This window comes from Natronosalvus vescus (assembly GCF_023973145.1).
Taxonomy (GTDB): Archaea; Halobacteriota; Halobacteria; order Halobacteriales; family Natrialbaceae; genus Natronosalvus; species Natronosalvus vescus.
Genome location: NZ_CP099546.1, coordinates 90,551 through 107,097, shown reverse-complemented (window position 1 = coordinate 107,097; position 16,547 = coordinate 90,551). Strand labels below are relative to the sequence as shown.

The following is a 16,547-nucleotide window of genomic DNA, read 5'->3' as shown; positions in this document are numbered from 1 at the left end:
GTCTTCGGTGGCTGACCTAAGCCCGTCTTCTGCGATGACTGCCGAGGACTGCTCGAGCGATCCACTGTCCAGTACCCAACCCACCAACAGACCGCTCGAGTACGTGGTTCAGGTATTCCTGTGAGAGGTATGGCCTCTCTCGAGGGTGTTCATACAGGGGTGTCCATGGTCACCCGAGGACGTCAGCTGTCTCCGGTGGCGGGGTGTTTTCATTCGAGTTCCCTGTCTCACCAGGGATCTCCACGTCCTCCGGAATGATCAGCCGGCGTTCGGTGTACTCGAGGCCGTTCTTTCGCTCGGTGCGTTTCCGGACGGCCACCCGATTGTGTGAGAGCTCGAGAAGGGCGTCGATGGTTCTCGAGACGAGTTTCTTGGCGTACGCATCACTGACACCGCGCTCTTTCCGGCGAATCCAGTGTTTGAGGTCGCTGGCTTTGACGTACTCCTTGATACCCTTGCAGCCGGTCGTCCAGGGATTGTCGCCCACGCTCGAGTCCACGCGTGCGTTCCACAGCGTGGCAGCCAGCCGCGTGGGCAGGGCGTTGGTCGTCGAGCGAAGCATATCGTCGTCCATCCGGGCGAGTTGCTGGATCGGGAGGAGATCGCCGTAGGTGAGCGTCGGCGAGCCACCGCGCTCGAGCGGGTCGTCGTAATCGGGGAGGCGGACGTAGGCCCGACTATCGTCTTTGGTGAAGCGCTCGAGGGTACGCGCTTAGCGTTCCTCGAGGCTCGTCGTGGTCTTCAGGTATCCTCCGAAAGGAGTGTGTAGAACGCTCGTGGGGTGACAATCTCGATTCCTCGGAACGACTCGAGAGTCAACAAATGTTTGTCGCCGGAAACGAGGTAATCCACGTTCCCCGCAATAGCCGCCTCCAAGAATTTATCGTCATCAGGATCATCCACCACTGCTGTGATTTCTTCGTTTGGCTCCACAAACTCTGCAAAGTACCGGATGGTCTCCACTTCCTTCTGGACGTCTTCTCTCTCCATCTGGAACCGATCTGGATATTTTAGGAGCGTCTCCCGAAACTCCATCAACGTGGCGACAGACACGACAATCTGATACTCACCGTTGAACCCTGCGACAACCACCTCGTGAGGAGTGCCGGTCGAAATGACGGAGGAGATGAGAACGTTTGTATCAAGAACAGCTCTCATTCATCAGCGCCTCGTGCGTCGTGTACCAGTCGGCTGACCTCGTCCATCGAGAGCTCAACGTTTTTCTCACGTTGTTCGACGCGTTTCTGGAACTCTTCGACCGATGGAAGATCAATCTTTTTTAAGACGAGGCCGTACTCCGTCGGTACGACCATCAGTTTCGTTCCCTTTTCGAGGCCGAACTGCTCACGAAGCCGACTTGGAATCGTGATCTGCCCCTTCGAGGTGACCGTCGTTACTTCGGGATCGGTACTCATTCTATGTAAGGGTTCCTTACGCAGCGTCTTGAACCCACCGGTGAGCGTTCAGGAAACTGACGGATCCCTGTGATTGAGACTCGTCATATTCTCTCTCTCTGTACTCGACTGGGAATTGCTGTGGAGTGGTTCACCGTGGACAGTCGTCGTCTTCGGTGACCGCTGTGGTGGTGTCTCGTTGTGTGACTGCCGAGGACAGCTCGAGCGACCCACTGTCCAGTAACCAACCCACTAACAGACCGTCCCAGCGCGTGGTTCAGGTATTTGTGTGAGATGTAAGGCCTCTCTCGAGGGAGGTTATTCGAGGATGTCCATGGTTACCCGAGGACGTCAGCTGTCTCCGGTGGTGTGGACTCACTCGAGGTGCCTGTCTCACCAGGGATTGCTGCATCTATCGGGATGATCAGTCGACGTTCAGTGTACTCGAGGCCGTTCTTTCGTTCGGTGCGTTTCCGGACGGCCACTCGATTGTGTGAGAGGTCGAGGAGGGCATCGATGGTTCTCGAGACGAGCTTCTTTGCATACGCGTCACTGACACCGCGCTCTTGGCGGCGGATCCAATGTTTGAGGTCACTGGCTTTCACGTACTCCTTGATACCCTTGCAGCCCGATTGCCACGGGTTGTCACCCACACTCGAGTCCACCCGTGCGTTCCACAGCGTGGCAGCGAGTCTGGTGGGCAGGGCGTTCGTGGTGGATCGGAGCATGTCGTCGTCCATCCGAGCGAGTTGCTGGATCGGGAGGAGATCGCCGTGGGTGAGCGTCGGCGAGCCACCGCGCTCGAGCGGGTCGTCATGATCGGGTAGGCGAACGTAGGTCTGCCCATCGTCCTTGGTGAATCGCTCGAGGTGGTCACCCACGATATCGATCTCATCGGGGTCGACACCGTCGGCGAGCAGGTGCGCACCCTTCTCGAGTTCGCGCGCCTGGAGTTCCGCGAGGCGGGTTTTGTTGGCGCCCGTGCGTTTGCGGGTGGCCTCGGTGAGGGCCGTGGTCTGGGTGAGGTCGGTCTGGTGGCTCTCGAGGCGATTGCGAAGCTGTTCGTTCTCCAATTCGAGTGCCTCGAGATCGGTTTGTGTCTGGTCGAGTTTCGTCTGGGTCTGCTCGAGATCGCGTTCGAGGTCGTCGACGCGGTCGGTGAGTCGGTGGTTCTGGTTCTCGAGCGTCTCGAGTCGGTCACAGATGGCCGTGAGCGCCTCAGACATCGCCCTCACCCCGGTGGGTCGTCAGATCCGTGTCGGTGCCCGCCTGCTCGAGCGTGAGCGACGCGAGGGGCTCACAGCCACACAGGCGCCACCTGCCGTTTCGGCGTTCGTACTCACACCGGAGCCAGGCACACGCGCCCTCAGGCTGGGAGTCGAACACCACTTTTCGGGGGCGGCCCTCAAGAGGCGTCCACTCGAGTGTGATCATCGCGCCACCTCCTCGAGCAGGGTGCAGTAGGCGCGCTCGAGGTCACCGGGTGTAATGGGCTGCTCGAGCTCGAGGACGAGTCGGGTGCCGTCGTCGGTGATGTGGATGGGCGTCATCGGTTGAACCCTCCCTGGAGGAACGTGGCGTTGATCAGCAGCGGTGGAGTCGTCCACCCGCGGACGTGGTCGACGTAGGCCACCCACTCGCGCACCAAGCGTGAGGAGAGGGGTTCGACGTGCTCGAGGGCTCCATGGATGCGGAACCAGTAGATTGCGGCGTTGGTGGGGAGGTAGCGTTCCGGTGGGTGGTCGGTGACGTAGATCGTGTCCGTTTCCTCGTTGAGATGGTGATGCCCGCCTTCGGTGTCCTCGCCGAGGTAGGTGTAATGGGAGCCCGGGCGCTCGAGGATGGTGTTCGTTCGTGGTTCAGCCGAAACGGTTTCGTGCGTGGTCGTTGTAGTCGTCATTGCCTTATCCCAAGGCACAAGGCTCGATGTTCCAGCATCGGGCCGAGATCTTACGGCCGCTTGTGCCTATAGTTCTACCTCTGATCGCTAGCAGCTTAGTACTTACTAAGTCTTAGTTAGACTAACAAAGTATAAGTATTCCAGACACACAGTAAGAAACGCTAATGGCGTAACCTGTCGAAACGGATGCATGGTCAAATATCAATTTCAGGTCGACGACGAGACGTGGAACGCGTGGAAAGAGACAGTTCCACGGACGAAAAGCCTCGAACAACGACTCATCGAGTTGATCGAGGCAGATACGGATGGACGAGTAATCGAAGATGACAGTAAACAAAAAGAGTAGGTCGACTACCAATCAGAAGACGTGCCCACATTGTGGCGATGATTTCCAGGGTAGTAAGGGACTCCGTGTGCACATGGCAGCCGCACACGAGAAGGAGACAACAGTGACTGTCCGGTGTAACTGGTGTGGCACACCGATGGACGTCCGCGAGTGGAAGGCAGACCGGAATCACTACTGCACTCGGTCATGCGGTGTGGCCTGGACGACGTACTTGCAAACCGGAGAGCGCCATCCAAACTACAAGGGTGGGACGTCACGTGGACGCGAATTTCGGTGGATTGCCATGGCCGTTCGCATTAGGGACGGTGCGTGTGTTCGTTGCGGACGGGAGAAGACATCAGATGGACGGGCATTGCACGTCCACCATATTATTCCCGAAGCGAAGGCGGAAGATCCCCACGACCCACAGAATCTCCTGTCGGTCTGTGAGGCGTGCCATCAATCGCTGGAAGGACTACCTCCGGAAGTGCAATTACAAGACTGTGGCATCGAGTCTCGAGACATATTACGACTGCGTGGCGAGGCTGCGACGTGGATGGAGAAATATAGAGAGCGAGTAGCGACGTTCGAGACCGCACCAGATCCGTGGCCGGGAATGTTCGCCGAGGCACAGAAGCATCTCAAGCAGCGTTCAGAATGACCCAATCCTTGGGATTGATGGCAGGATCTCGTTGTTCTTCTTGATCGAAAGTGACGGGACATTCTCGCATTCAATAGTTGCTCGTCGTGCAATCTATATCAACCAAAATAACTTTATGCCAGATTCGGGTGTATCCCGTATGGCTTTCGTGGCTCTCTTCGGGATTGGCAGCACCAATTTCCACTCTACTATCGGCACACCGAATGGCGATTTTGTAACTGACGTCTCGACCGAACCAACCCAGGCCCACCGACTCGAGACCCAACTCCTTGAGCGCCTTGAGGAGTTGCAGTCGCACAGACCGCTCGATGCGGTTGCCATCTCTGCACCGGGGCTGGTGGACGCTGAAGCGGGCCACATTCGAAAATTCGATACGCCCGAGGGCGACCTGATCGAACAGATCGACCTGCAGACGCCGATCGAGGACGCCTTCGACCTGCCGGTCTACCTCGAGAACGACTGTACGGCCTCGGCCCTCGGCGAGTGGTATTTCGGACGACGGGAGGATCACGACTCGCTGATCCACCTCACCTTCGGAACGGGGATCGGTGGGGGCGTCGTCGATCGCGGCCATCCCCTTCGGGGCGAGTCGGCCCAGGCCGGGGAGTTCGGCCTGCTGTCGGTAGCCCCGGACAGCGACCTCTCGAGTACCGGGGTCACCGGAGCCTGGGAGGCGTTTTGTTCGGGCCGGGGGATTCCGCGGTACGTGGCTCACCGGCTCGAGACCGATGAAGAATGGGATGGGAGTGAGAGTGCGTTCACCCGAACGGTGGCCAACGAGGAGGGGTTCACCGCGCCAGCTGTCTTCGAGGCCGCCCAGGCAGGTGATAATTTTGCCCAAGCGTGTTTAGAGCAGATTAGTCGGTACAACGCTGCTGGCGTCGGCGCGCTCTGTAACGCGTTTAACCCGGGGCTGGTGACTTTAGGGGGTGGCGTCGCGCTTAATAATGAGGAATGGATACTCGAGGGGATCGAGTGCCACCTCGAGGAGTTCTGTTTCGTGGAACGTCCAACGTTTGCCCTCTCGCCCCTCGGTGAGGAAATCGGCCTGTATGGGGCACTGGGAACGTATCGTGATCGAACCGGGAGTCAGTCGGCAGTTGGGGTTCCTAACTCGGCCTCGAGCACGTCGGACTAACTGTTGGGGTAGCTCAGGTCTGCCCAATCTGAATCCGGCTGCCGTTGGACAAGGGCTGGGTAAACACCGTGAGACGACGTTGCGCATAGTGGGGCTTGTTTAGACGCATGAGATCAGTGGCGTTAGCGCCTCACGGCTTGTTCGACGTTTCTGACGGCGGCTTTTAGGACGAGTTCTCTGAACTGGCCAAACCACGTTCTGGCCCGCAACGTCTCGCCGAACCGATGTTTCAACGCGAAGAAGATCGCCTCGACGATCGACCGGCGGTGATAGACGTTCTCATCGTGGCGAGCGTTGTGCGCTTTGTCTAGTGCGTAGAATTCACGATGTTTGATTACCGGGCGGATGCCAGCATCCCTGAGTTCGTGCCGGAGCGCGTCCCAGTCGTAGCTTTTGTCGGCGGTGATCGTGGTCAGCTGTGCCAGATTTCTCGTAAGTACCTGCCGCCCAACCTGGGTGTCGTGAGGCTGTTTCATCGAGCAGTGAATGTCGAGGATGGCGCTGGTGTCACAATCGACGAGCGCCGTCGTCTTGATATCATCAAAGTTGTAGCCGACCCGGAGAACGTAGTGAAGGCTGGCCTGATGGCGTTTGAAGCCCGTAGCGTCAATCGCTTGCACGTCGCCGAGGTCGTGCAGAGAGACCGACAGCCGGAGCAACACTCGCCAGATCCGCATTTCAAGGTCTTGTTTCCGGGTGCAGACGGTAGTAAAATCCGGAAGCTGATCCACCGTAAGGCCGAGTTTGGCCGTAATTCCGGGCATCTCGTGTAGGATATCGAGCAACCGGCGGTAGGGCTGGTTCAGGTACTCGCGGAGGCAGTGAACCGAGACGATCACCCAGTCAGCATAGCCGCCGTCACCCTTCTTGACCGCCGGGGCTGGCTCGCCAATGACTGCATCCTGGGACAAATCGACACATCGGTCGGTAAACCGGGCGAGTTCAGAGGCCATACTCGCCGCTTCCAGACTCATCCACTCATACTCCCGGTGAAAACGGCGTGTGTCCGGCGTCTAAACACGGCCCGCATAGTGTATTACCCGGTGGGCGATCACCAATGTAGCGTCCTTGATGTGAGAGACGAGCCATAAGTCTATTGGCAAAGAGTTATTCAGAGTCTAGCTCCTTTGACTCACAATGAGTCAGAGCCCGGACACCAGCCCGTTGTCGGTCGAAAACCCGTTTCCCAAGGGATCCGTCGAAAGGCAGCTGTACGACGCAATCGCTCAGGCAGACAAACCGTTCACGGTGGCCACCCTCGCCGAGCACGCTGACTGTGATCCGGTCACCACACGAGAGTACCTTCGATCGTTCACCAGTCTAGGGGTCGTCCTCGAACAGGGAGGCAGTCCGCCTGTCTATGAACGCAATGACGGCTACTTCGAATGGGATACGATCACCGAGTTAGCGCGTAAGCAGTCGTTCGACGACCTCGAAAAACAGGTGTGAGTTGGTCGACCAATCCGAACGTACCAGAATCGATACGATGCCGAAACGCCGGGTGATGTCGATCCATTCGATACGACCGGTAACTCCTAGTCGACGGATCAGCGGGAGTGGGAAGCAGTGAGAGTAACACTCAGGAAATGCGAGTATGCTCGTCAAATACGGCTGGTGACCGTCGGTGGTAACGTGTCGGTCACCAATAGGGTATAGCTAGTCAAGGACGCTGAGCGCAACCGCAAGAAGCATTGTATTGTTGATCTCTCAGTATTTGAGTGCTCGTCCATAGGTGTGGACATCGAATTGTATGCGCGTTAGGTACTCCCTCAGGGTCGTGTTTAGTTTGTCTCATTTTGCCAGTGAGCGGATGCTCGGGGTTACGAATTAGCCGTCTCTGGATCGACGTGGCTGAACGGGTTTGAAAATATAGACGTTCGACGTTTTACCTCTCTGTATACACATTCGATGCTGTTGCGATCACCGTGACGTTCGTACCGAAACTCGAGGCCACGACGATGAAGTGCAGCTTTCAGCTAGGCGGCCGAATTAATCAAGAATTCGGCGTCTTCGACATCGTGTTTCTCCATGGATCCCGCAAGAAATATCTCGAATGAGTGGTCGTTCGAGCTGAGTACAGCCGAATGTACACGGATCGGTTGGTCACCGGGTGGGCCGCTACGTACAACTAGTATTCTGACCATCGATCCAGATCACGGTTTCGTCGAGTGCAACGTGCTTCAGACTGCCACCGTCTTCGGCGCAAGATCGGCCTTGTGAACACAGTCATGAACCGCTTTTCGACTCCGTTCGACACCGTATCTCTCGAATTTCCGAACTGTATTCGGAAGTTATAAATAGGCCAAGTGGGGGCGAATACCGAGCGGCATTAGCTCGCGCGGTGTCCGTTCTCGCTGCACAAACTCCAAGTCGATCTATCCACTAGATCCTCTGAGGCTGGCAGTTTTCGGCAGACGCACCAAAAGCTGCCACCGCCTCACCACTTCAGCTTCAAACTAAACACCGCCTATGAACGGCGGACAATCTTTTATGCTCCCCAATATGATACTCTGGTATGGATTCAAATCTGTTTGATGAACGCATATCAGTTGAAGCTTTCCTTGGTTATCGATATATCCCCGAACCCACAGTAGATTTTCCAGAAAACGTTCTTGAAGCTGCTCAAGCCAATTATCCATCTACTAATGATCCAGTCAAGAGGGGGAGAGAAGTTGTCAAAGAGACCTTTGAGCGTTCTGTCGATCAGCATTCAAGCACTGCAACACACCTACTTCCCCTGAGCGGCGGACTCGATTCCAGACTTATTCTCGGAGGGCTCCTCGATAACGTTGACCGAGATCAGATTATAACCGTCACGTTTGGGACACCTGGAACAGGTGACTATGAAATCGGCCAGCATGTGGCCGATATAGCAGGTGTGGAAAATTACGCAGTCGACCTCCGTCCAAGTCATTTTCCGTGGAGTTCCGATCGCATGATTAATGTCGCGAGTACATACAAACGACCCACTCATCTTTTCCGAGCGGTGGCTGCGATACTATATGCCCTCGAAAGACTCGATATCGATGATCCCATTTGTTGGTCTGGTTTTATGGGGGATCCCTCAGCAGGAGCACGGCTTCCGAAAAACGAGTCTGCGTCTTGGGATACTGCGCTTGATAAGTTCGTTGAGGAAAATCTTGTGCTACCAGAACTGACATCGGATTCATTCGACCCATACCATCTCCTGCCAGATGAACCGGCCGTAGGACGTGACGTCTTGAGCTATGATGAGCAGTTGGATTTCGGTGTTCGTCAACGCTATTTTATAGAAGAACCAGCGACGCTCAAGGGGCAATTTGAGACACCGTTTCTAGAAGATCCCTGGCTGTCATTCATGCTCTCGCTTCCTCGGGAACAACGCCGAAATCGCCGAGCGTTTCATGAAATCGCACTTGAGACATACCCTGAGTTATTCGATGGCGTGCCAACTGAAACGAAAGCAGGCCTCCCAATAGATGCTTCCGAATATCACCGAAAAGTCCGGCTTGCCACATTTTTGCTCCGAGAAAAGTCTCTAAAGGCGATCGGCCGTCCTGAACCGACCTGGGTGACGAATCATTTTGATTGGGACGTTGAGCTCCGACGTTCCGCAGAACTACGCGATCTCATCGGTCAACAGTTAGCTGATCTGAGAAAACGCGATCGGGTATCATGGCTGGAAATTGACGGCATTTGGAGATCACATCACAACGGCGACGATAATGCGGATGTGATCCGTCAACTTGCATCACTTGAACTATTTTTAAAGGCAGAAGAGAGACAATAATATATTACGTCGTATATGTGTTGTTGCCGTAGTCTGTAACAGACGTTCGCGTCGCACCAGCAACTACGCCGTCGCTCGTCCCGTGGAAATCATGATGTCCACCCTCGAACGTTGACGATTCGCATTGCGTCGGCATTGACGGTGATATCGCAACTGGTATCGAACACACGGTTATCGATCGCCGACCGTACACGTTGAATTCCCACATTGCAGATGAACTGGTCTGGTTGATGCTCTCGAGGCGACCAGAGCCGTTGAAAGTCATGTCTTCGTGGAGTTGGGAGTCACCGTAGGGGTGGGCTGATCCGATGATTCAGAGGTCTTTGTCTATCGCTCTTGTGTAGCACTTTGTTGATTTCACAACATAGCTATGATGGCGTGTTTGAGCGCTTCTTTCCCAGGTTTCCGTAGTAGTTCTCGTCGAAACTGGAAGGCACGGGGATACTGTGTGAGCTTATCTTTAGAGATACCTCGATGAGGCGAGAGCCACGGTCGCAGCAGCGCGATCCGTGGCTCTCGCAGGTATTGACGTGGACGTCTTCATCCGCGTATTCGCCGTCGCCATGGACGACGTATTCGCGGTCGAATGCGTCGTCCTCCTCTAGTGGATCGTATGCTCGAAATTCGCCAGTATAGACTGTGAGTGGCTCCTTCTCGCAAACCTCGAGAAGGAGCCGAACCGTCGATTCGTCGGCTGATTTCGCGGGGATCACGTACCGGTTGCCGGTGCCACGATCAACGATCGTGAACACCGGCGGTTTGTCCTGCTCGTACGATCCTCGTCCACGCGTGGACAGGCCACGCGAGCGCGACGGTCGGTCGCGCTCGCGGCCTTTCAGCCCTGCAGAAACGTAGACTTCGTTGATTTCGACGTGATCGACGAGGTCAATCTAAGGCGCGTCGAGCGCCTTCGTGAAGCGCTCGACGCGCTGATGGATCGTTTTGTACTGAACGCCGATTTCTAGCTGAAGCTGGCGAAGACTCGTGTTAAACCGGAGAAACGCGTAAATCGAGAATAACCACTTTCTGAGTGCCATCTTCGAATGAGCGAAGATCGTGCCGGTCTTGTCGTTGAACGTGCGGTCGCGATTCTTACAGAGATAGCGCTGAAAGTGCTCATAGCTGCCGTTCTTAACCGTTCGGTCAGAACGGCAGCGAGGGCAAGTAACACCGTTACGCCAGCGAACCTGCTGCAACAGGTTCGTGGCGATCGATTCCTATCCAAACACATTGAGCGGAATCATACCTAACGGACACCGTTGACGCGGTGTCCTTGCTCTCTTCGATTCCGCAGCGACAGTTGAACAGTATCAACAATCTCCTACAGAAGAGCGATCCTTCAAAGCGTTTCACGTCGTAAATACAGCCTCAGTACTTCACAAGGAGTCATCAGTTGAGTCGATCTAAAGTCAGGTTTCTGTCGTATGTTACGGGATTAGATCAGTTCTCCTCGACGACTACCGGAACTATCGTTGTCAGAAGAGGTTAGCCGCCGACGCGACAGCGTGGCCACTCACGACTAGGGCGTTACCGATCTACGCCTACCGGTGGAATCGGTCCTCCAGTTGCCGATTTGCGGGACGGCTTGACGCACCACGAGGGCCGTCCCCGCTGCCCGACGGATCATGTTGATGCACGTCTTTAACGACCAGAGGCGACGCCTGCCACGACGGGACGTCGCCACATATTCCCAGTGCAGATACCGCAAACAATCTTCAACAGTAGATTCACCACGACATAAGACAGCCGTACCACCGGATCTTACGTCAAAGTCCTACAATGCTCTGTTAGGACAGCCTGTAGCTGGTCTAGATACCGAAGCGTTTCGCGTAGTAATATTGGATCCCACGTGGTGAATCAATGAACGGCGCGTCAGCGGCGTAGCCGTGTCGCGTTACCCCATGGTCATCGTAGCGTCCGTTCTGGTAGGTACAGTCGATTTAGACGGGAAACTCGACGGTCACAGCTGAACCGTCGAGTTTCCCGTCAGGTCGTGCTGGATGACGCGACTCCAGCCGTCGGAGAGTTCCTGCTTGGTCGTCTTTCCCCACCGGACGATCGGCATCACGTAGGCGTGGTTATGCGCCTGAAGCAACGTGAGAGACTTGCTGTCGTAGAATTCGCGGTCAGGGTAGAAGCCTTAACGCTGACGTCGAGACCGTCAAGCAAACCCAAAAACTCGACGAGGCCGCTGCTGACAGTGTCGCCGTCTTTGAGACGGAGCATTGCCAATGTGAATCACTGTGTTCTTCACACGCGCGTAGAGGGTGGTATTGATGTGACATCGATATTGTTTTTCTCTGTGGTCTATCTAACATTAGTTGTGGACGCAAAACTACTCCGAAGTTTCCTATCTGTGGTTGGTGGTCGATTTGGTGTCCTATTTATTGGTATACTCACAACACCAATACTTGTTCGGTTACTTGGGAGTGAAGGTTATGGTGATTATGCGTTTGTTACTTCTGCTCTTGCAGTGATTCTCACTTTGACTGCCAAAGATGGGGTGACAAGCGGCGTTCGGAAATTCATGGTTGAGGATCGAGAACAAGAAGATTGGAAACCGAATGTATTTTCTTTTTATTTTCACCTATCCGCGCTTTTGACAGTGCTTGCCGCCATAATATTATTTATGATTGGGTCATCAGGTATCGTAGAATTAACATTCGGAGAGGCTTTTATCACTTACACTTATCTAGTCGCCCTACTATTAATATCTGAACAAATGTTTAATTTAATTAGGGCTACTCTTCTTGGACTTGGTGCCGAAAAGTATTCAGAGTCGTTCACAGTAGTCCAAAAATCCACCTATGCGACCGTTGCAATCGTGCTGGTATACTTTGGATGGGGTGTCGACGGAGCACTTATTGGCCGAATAATCGGTGCTGCATTCTCTGCATTTTGCTGCTTTTTAATCCTTTCGAAATATATTAACCTTCGTGCCGTAATTCGGCCGAAATTTAAATCGCTACCGAAGAAAGATTTAATATCATTCAATTTCTCGACATTGGTGTTAGTATTTCTAACAACATCGTTATACAAAGTAGACATTCTTATGCTTCGACCCCTCGCTGGTAGTGCGCAGACAGGATACTATCAAGGTGCACTAGTCATCGCAGAATTTCTTTGGTTTATACCACATGCAGCACAGGTCGCACTTCTACATTCAATGTCTGCAGAATGGGATCAGGGAAATCTAGAGACAATATCCAAGACAGCAAGTCAAATCACACGCTACACGCTTCAATTCACTGTCCTTCTCATTATTGGACTTACTGCACTCGCAGAACCATTTGTCAAATTGTACTACGGAGCAGACTTTACACCGGCAGTATTACCACTCTTGATATTATTACCTGGTACACTTGGTTTTGCACTTGCACGTCCCATCCAATCAACTGCTCATGCAAGTGGAGAGCTACGACACCTAATAATTGCAACAGGATCTGCGGCCGTAATTAACTTTGTGCTCAATCTCGTTCTAATTCCGATGTATGGTATGTATGGTGCGGCGGCTGCAACAAGCATTGGTTATGGATCGATGATCGTTTTCCATACGATCTCTGCAAGAAGGGTTGGATTTGATCCGCTAATGGAACTTCGATTGGTTAAAACGCTCGCAACGGGTTTAATCGCAGCATCAGTGATATTTCCACTTGCATGGGTTCTTCACCCTTCACTGATTTCACTGATTATTGTACCTCCAATTGGCCTTTTGGTGTACGTAGCAGTGGCCGTCCTCTTTGGGGCGGTCTCTAAACAAGAAGTTGCTCGCGGCCGTCAGACCATCGAGAATCGGTTCTTGTAAGAATGTTGGCTCTGTATTTTCGGTACAAGGCGGTGGATTTCACGGATATCGGACGCTCGACGGAGGTTGTAGACGGTGGCTTTGAGCAGCATTTCTCGGAACTCAAGCCACCAGTGTCGCGCACGCACGGCAAAAGTGATCAGCATCTGTTTTGAACACTAAATGGATTGAGACTCCTCGAGTTCGAAGGTTTGGGTCGCCACCTTCTGCACACACTATTTAAAAGTAGGCAGACTACTCGCGCCGTGCGTGCGCTTGATGCTTGAGAAGACGGTTTCGTTCATCGAGCGACGGTTGTACCGATCACGATCCATACGGGCGTTGTGAGCGTGATCGAGCGGGTTCATGATCCTGTGCTTGATCAGCGGTCTGATGCCGTTGTCGCGGAGTTCGTCGCGGAAGGCTTTCGCGTCGTAGCCACGGTCAGCGGCGAGGCTCCGCAGGTCGCCGACGTTGCGTCGAGCGACCTACGGGCCGATCTTCGCATCGTGTTTTTTCGAGGTAGTCGAATGGATGTCGGTGATGTACAGCGTTTCGACATCCACGAGTGCGGTGACTTTCAGCGCCCGGACGTGGTAGTGGTGCGGTTGGCGTAGTGACGGCTGGGCTGAGCACGGTCGAAGTCAGTCGAATTCTTAGCGGAGGCGCCGAGAAACGTACGCCACGTCTTGGTCGGAATCCCTGCAAATCGCGTGCGGAGAACGGTGTAGTGAGGCAACCGCGTAAGGCCAATTTCTTCGAGAACACTGGGCATCTTGCAGAGTGAATCCACCGTGACGCTGTAGGATTTGCCCAGCTCGATGCGAAGTGATTGAAGCGTGAGCATCGCCCATTCAGCGAACCCGCCACCCCCTTCGGGGTAGACGGATTCATCTGGGTTCTCGACAACTGATTTCGCCTTGGCGACCGTAACACGGGTGAAGAGACGGATTTCGGATATAAAACCAATCTGTCTCTTCGCTTTCTACCGAGATAACGCAGTCGTAGCTCTATCGAAACTACAGAGCCGAATATTCTGTAGGCTTCACCAAAGCTAATCAATTCATGAGAAATTTTCTGTGATTATGTCGTTTTCTAGTATCTCTCCCCTGGTATTTTCTATAACTCTTTTTTCTCGCATCATATTCTTAGAAAGTCTTTCTGCAGCATTTATTAGTTCGCTAGCGGTCACTTTATTTCTCCCCTCAAAGAAATATTGTGATTGATCAAACTTATCTAAAAGCGATTCATATTTTGTCGCCCAACCGATCGCAATCACGGGAGTGTTATTCTTATAAGCATGAACTATTGAATGATACCTAGACCCGATAATAAACTGGAATTGTTCGATTATATGTTCTAATTCAATAGCAGAAAAATCACTGTTAAGAAGATGGACGTCATCAGAATTTTCTGCCCGTTGTACAATTCTATTGCATAATTCTAAATCTTCTACTGAGTGACGTAAGACATATACCTCATTCCCATTATTAAGTAGCGATTTGATTAGTTCAGAATATAATTTGTACAGTTTTTCGCTCTCTATCCGCTTTTCTACCTGGGAGTTCGGAATTATGCCGATAGCATTTTCATTTATAACTGGTTCTCGGAATTCTGGGATTTTTGAATAAATATTGTCCAGATCATAGCCCTTATATTGAAGAACAATATCAAACTGATGATCAACATTCGAATTAGTATATTTGCCGAGCCAATCTTTACCTTCGCGTTCACGTGGGCAGATGAGTTCTGGGAACGGCAGATAAGTTCGGAAAAGTGGATCAAGAAGATATTTTGCTGGAACCTGATAGTCAAACGGACCAATTGACTGAGGGAAGATGTAGATTGGAATGGAGAAATTCTTAGCAGCTGCTATATTTGCCATATACAACATTGACCGGTTGACTCCCCATTGGGACGATAAAGCGTATCCATTGATATCAATTATAAATGCACAGTCTTTTAGGACAGATAGAACTTCATCTTTAACAGATTTTGAGACTTTAGAGGGAGTAGGGAGAATAGGAGACATTGCATTAGTACGTGTATTCACCGTCCAAGGCAATATCTTGAACCCATATTGTTCCTTATCTGATTCGTCACGGTAATAATCCTTCTCTGAGAATAAATAAATGGACTTTTCTGGGAATCGTCTTTGTAGTTGGTCAACGACAGTGAACGTCATCGCTTGAGCTCCCTTATTAAACAACTCACCACCGATAATCACAATATTTTCCTTTTTAAAGCTAAGGTCTGGTTTCTCCTCAGAAGAGATAGTGTCGGTAAGAGTACTCTTACATATAGCAGTGCCGAAGGTAATCCTCTTCAAAACATCTTCCATTCCAGTATACATTTTTACTCTGTTGTAGAATATCCCAATATAGTGATATACCTTGTGATTTCTTCCACCCCTCTCGGATGGTTTATAATTTGTTATATTTTCGGATTGAGTCTAAGTCTTTCTTCTCGGAATAGGGAACCATTCCCTCTTCATCAGGATATCCAATCGCCATTAACATGATGACTTCTTCGTCGTTATCTAAGTTAATAAGTTCAGCCATCTCTCGTTCCCGCCAGGGAATTGCAGGCCAGTTGATACAGCATGAGGCAAGCCCTAGCGTTTCGAGGGCGAATTGGAAAGACATTGCAGCCAAGCTTGAGTCAATGTAAACCACATGCCTGTCCCGGTTGTGGAAGTAGGCTCGTTGTTTTCCTACTATTACTGCTAGGCAAGGAACATTTTCACGATATCCCTTTGTTCCCATAGGCAATTCCACTATTTCTTTTATTAATTCGTCGTCGTCATAAATACGAAACTCAAAAGGTTGTCGGTTACAGGCAGTTGGAGATTGTATGGCGACTTCAAGGGCATCATCGATACGTTCGCGTGGAACTTTACGTTGTTTAAACCACCGAGTGCTTGAACGTTGCTCAGCTAATTTTTTGAGATCCTCGTGTTCGACTGGTTCACATTCAAATTCTTGCCGTGGTTTTGGTGTTCGATTACCAGGTTCATAATTAATATCGGCAAGAAAGCTTTCGAATATTATCTTTGATCCGCGAATATTATCGTTTACCTCCACTGTCTCGAAATATTTGCTGAGTACATCAACAGCCCAATAAAGTTGATCATCAGGATGTTCGTTACGTTTCCATGCGCTAATGACATCATGGACTGTTTCCTTGATATAACCCTCAGCGAAAACCGATCGTCTATTTTTCATCGAAAGGCCTTTTTCTATCCTGTGAATATTTCGAATTATTCTGTGACGAGGGTTTTCTCTTTGCTCTTCTTCTTCATGATATGTAGCTTGTCCGTGGAGCATCGTTTGTTGTTCTATATAGAAGGTTTGATGAAGCGCAAAATATAGTGTTGTCAATGTTCGTGAATTTGCGAGAACCTTTTTAGCCTTGCCTTTATCAATTAACTTCCAAACAAATTTATCAAATAACACACGGTTCGCTAAGAATTTAGGGCTCTTTCGTGCTAGTGACAAAAAGCCTCTTTCACGGTGAATTGACCGTGCACGCTGAAATAGTGACATCAGAGGGAGTAATCACTGAGAGTTTAAAAAA

14 protein-coding genes and 6 pseudogenes are annotated in these 16,547 nt (G+C 51.9%); 6 read left to right on the top strand and 14 right to left on the bottom strand.

What is annotated here, in order from left to right; genetic code table 11:
• Positions 1–169: 169 nt before the first annotated feature.
• The 6 genes and pseudogenes from NGM68_RS00480 to NGM68_RS00455 all read right to left on the bottom strand — a co-directional run.
• Positions 170–703 (bottom strand): annotated as a pseudogene (locus tag NGM68_RS00480) (DUF8008 family protein); the annotation flags it as partial.
• A 38-nt stretch (positions 704–741) separates the two neighbouring features.
• Positions 742–1,158, bottom strand: coding sequence for a putative toxin-antitoxin system toxin component, PIN family (locus NGM68_RS00475; RefSeq protein WP_252699704.1), 417 nt, complete (start codon positions 1,156–1,158; stop codon positions 742–744).
• Positions 1,155–1,415, bottom strand: a complete 261-nt coding sequence (locus NGM68_RS00470; protein ID WP_252699703.1) for an AbrB/MazE/SpoVT family DNA-binding domain-containing protein — start codon at positions 1,413–1,415, stop codon at positions 1,155–1,157. Before NGM68_RS00470 ends, NGM68_RS00475 begins: the two co-directional genes overlap by 4 nt.
• Positions 1,416–1,732: 317 nt before the next feature.
• Positions 1,733–2,620, bottom strand: a complete 888-nt coding sequence (locus NGM68_RS00465) for a DUF8008 family protein (RefSeq protein WP_252699702.1) — start codon at positions 2,618–2,620, stop codon at positions 1,733–1,735.
• Positions 2,613–2,828: a hypothetical protein gene (locus NGM68_RS00460; RefSeq protein ID WP_252699701.1), complete on the bottom strand. Its 216-nt coding sequence runs from the start codon at positions 2,826–2,828 to the stop codon at positions 2,613–2,615. Before NGM68_RS00460 ends, NGM68_RS00465 begins: the two co-directional genes overlap by 8 nt.
• Before the next feature lie 112 nt (positions 2,829–2,940).
• Entirely contained in the window at positions 2,941–3,294 is a 354-nt protein-coding gene (locus NGM68_RS00455) for a hypothetical protein (protein WP_252699700.1), read from the bottom strand.
• Positions 3,295–3,484: 190 nt separating this feature from the next.
• On the opposite strand from NGM68_RS00455, the gene NGM68_RS00450 reads away from it, so the two are divergent.
• The 3 genes from NGM68_RS00450 to NGM68_RS00445 all read left to right on the top strand — a co-directional run bounded on the left by NGM68_RS00450 (position 3,485) and on the right by NGM68_RS00445 (position 5,418).
• A complete protein-coding gene (locus tag NGM68_RS00450) occupies positions 3,485–3,640 on the top strand; it encodes a hypothetical protein (protein ID WP_252699699.1) in 156 nt (51 codons plus the stop codon).
• Positions 3,618–4,280 (top strand): HNH endonuclease, encoded by a 663-nt coding sequence (locus NGM68_RS18280; protein WP_425493588.1) that lies wholly within the window; start codon positions 3,618–3,620, stop codon positions 4,278–4,280. The genes NGM68_RS00450 and NGM68_RS18280 overlap by 23 nt, the downstream gene beginning before the upstream one ends.
• Before the next feature lie 139 nt (positions 4,281–4,419).
• A complete protein-coding gene (locus NGM68_RS00445; protein ID WP_252699698.1) occupies positions 4,420–5,418 on the top strand; it encodes an ROK family protein in 999 nt (332 codons plus the stop codon).
• A 122-nt stretch (positions 5,419–5,540) separates the two neighbouring features.
• On the opposite strand, the gene NGM68_RS00440 is transcribed toward NGM68_RS00445, so the two are convergent.
• Positions 5,541–6,371 carry an IS5 family transposase gene (locus tag NGM68_RS00440; protein ID WP_252701349.1) on the bottom strand — a complete coding sequence of 277 codons (831 nt, stop codon included), beginning with the start codon at positions 6,369–6,371 and terminating at the stop codon, positions 5,541–5,543.
• Positions 6,372–6,555: 184 nt separating this feature from the next.
• Between NGM68_RS00440 and NGM68_RS00435 the strand changes: the two genes are divergently transcribed.
• Positions 6,556–6,867, top strand: coding sequence for a helix-turn-helix domain-containing protein (locus tag NGM68_RS00435; protein ID WP_252699697.1), 312 nt, complete (start codon positions 6,556–6,558; stop codon positions 6,865–6,867).
• A 371-nt stretch (positions 6,868–7,238) separates the two neighbouring features.
• On the opposite strand, the pseudogene NGM68_RS00430 reads toward NGM68_RS00435, so the two are convergent.
• A pseudogene (locus tag NGM68_RS00430) lies at positions 7,239–7,793 on the bottom strand (transposase domain-containing protein).
• 140 nt (positions 7,794–7,933) lie between these two features.
• Here NGM68_RS00430 and NGM68_RS00425 point away from each other — a divergent pair.
• Positions 7,934–9,187, top strand: coding sequence for an asparagine synthase-related protein (locus NGM68_RS00425; RefSeq protein ID WP_252699696.1), 1,254 nt, complete (start codon positions 7,934–7,936; stop codon positions 9,185–9,187).
• A 357-nt stretch (positions 9,188–9,544) separates the two neighbouring features.
• Here the strand turns inward: NGM68_RS00425 and NGM68_RS00420 are convergent.
• Positions 9,545–10,398 (bottom strand): annotated as a pseudogene (locus tag NGM68_RS00420) (IS1595 family transposase).
• A 330-nt stretch (positions 10,399–10,728) separates the two neighbouring features.
• Positions 10,729–11,468, bottom strand: a pseudogene (locus tag NGM68_RS00415) (ISH3 family transposase); the annotation flags it as partial.
• 42 nt (positions 11,469–11,510) lie between these two features.
• On the opposite strand from NGM68_RS00415, the gene NGM68_RS00410 reads away from it, so the two are divergent.
• Positions 11,511–12,992 (top strand): flippase, encoded by a 1,482-nt coding sequence (locus tag NGM68_RS00410; RefSeq protein WP_252699695.1) that lies wholly within the window; start codon positions 11,511–11,513, stop codon positions 12,990–12,992.
• A gap of 39 nt (positions 12,993–13,031) precedes the next feature.
• On the opposite strand, the pseudogene NGM68_RS00405 reads toward NGM68_RS00410, so the two are convergent.
• The 4 genes and pseudogenes from NGM68_RS00405 to NGM68_RS00390 all read right to left on the bottom strand — a co-directional run.
• Positions 13,032–13,123 (bottom strand): annotated as a pseudogene (locus tag NGM68_RS00405) (IS5/IS1182 family transposase); the annotation flags it as partial.
• A gap of 108 nt (positions 13,124–13,231) precedes the next feature.
• Positions 13,232–13,941: pseudogene (locus NGM68_RS00400) on the bottom strand (IS5 family transposase); the annotation flags it as partial.
• 93 nt (positions 13,942–14,034) lie between these two features.
• Positions 14,035–15,312 (bottom strand): polysaccharide pyruvyl transferase family protein, encoded by a 1,278-nt coding sequence (locus tag NGM68_RS00395; RefSeq protein WP_252699694.1) that lies wholly within the window; start codon positions 15,310–15,312, stop codon positions 14,035–14,037.
• 82 nt (positions 15,313–15,394) lie between these two features.
• Positions 15,395–16,516 carry a nitroreductase family protein gene (locus NGM68_RS00390; protein WP_252699693.1) on the bottom strand — a complete coding sequence of 374 codons (1,122 nt, stop codon included), beginning with the start codon at positions 16,514–16,516 and terminating at the stop codon, positions 15,395–15,397.
• Positions 16,517–16,547: the final 31 nt, after the last annotated feature.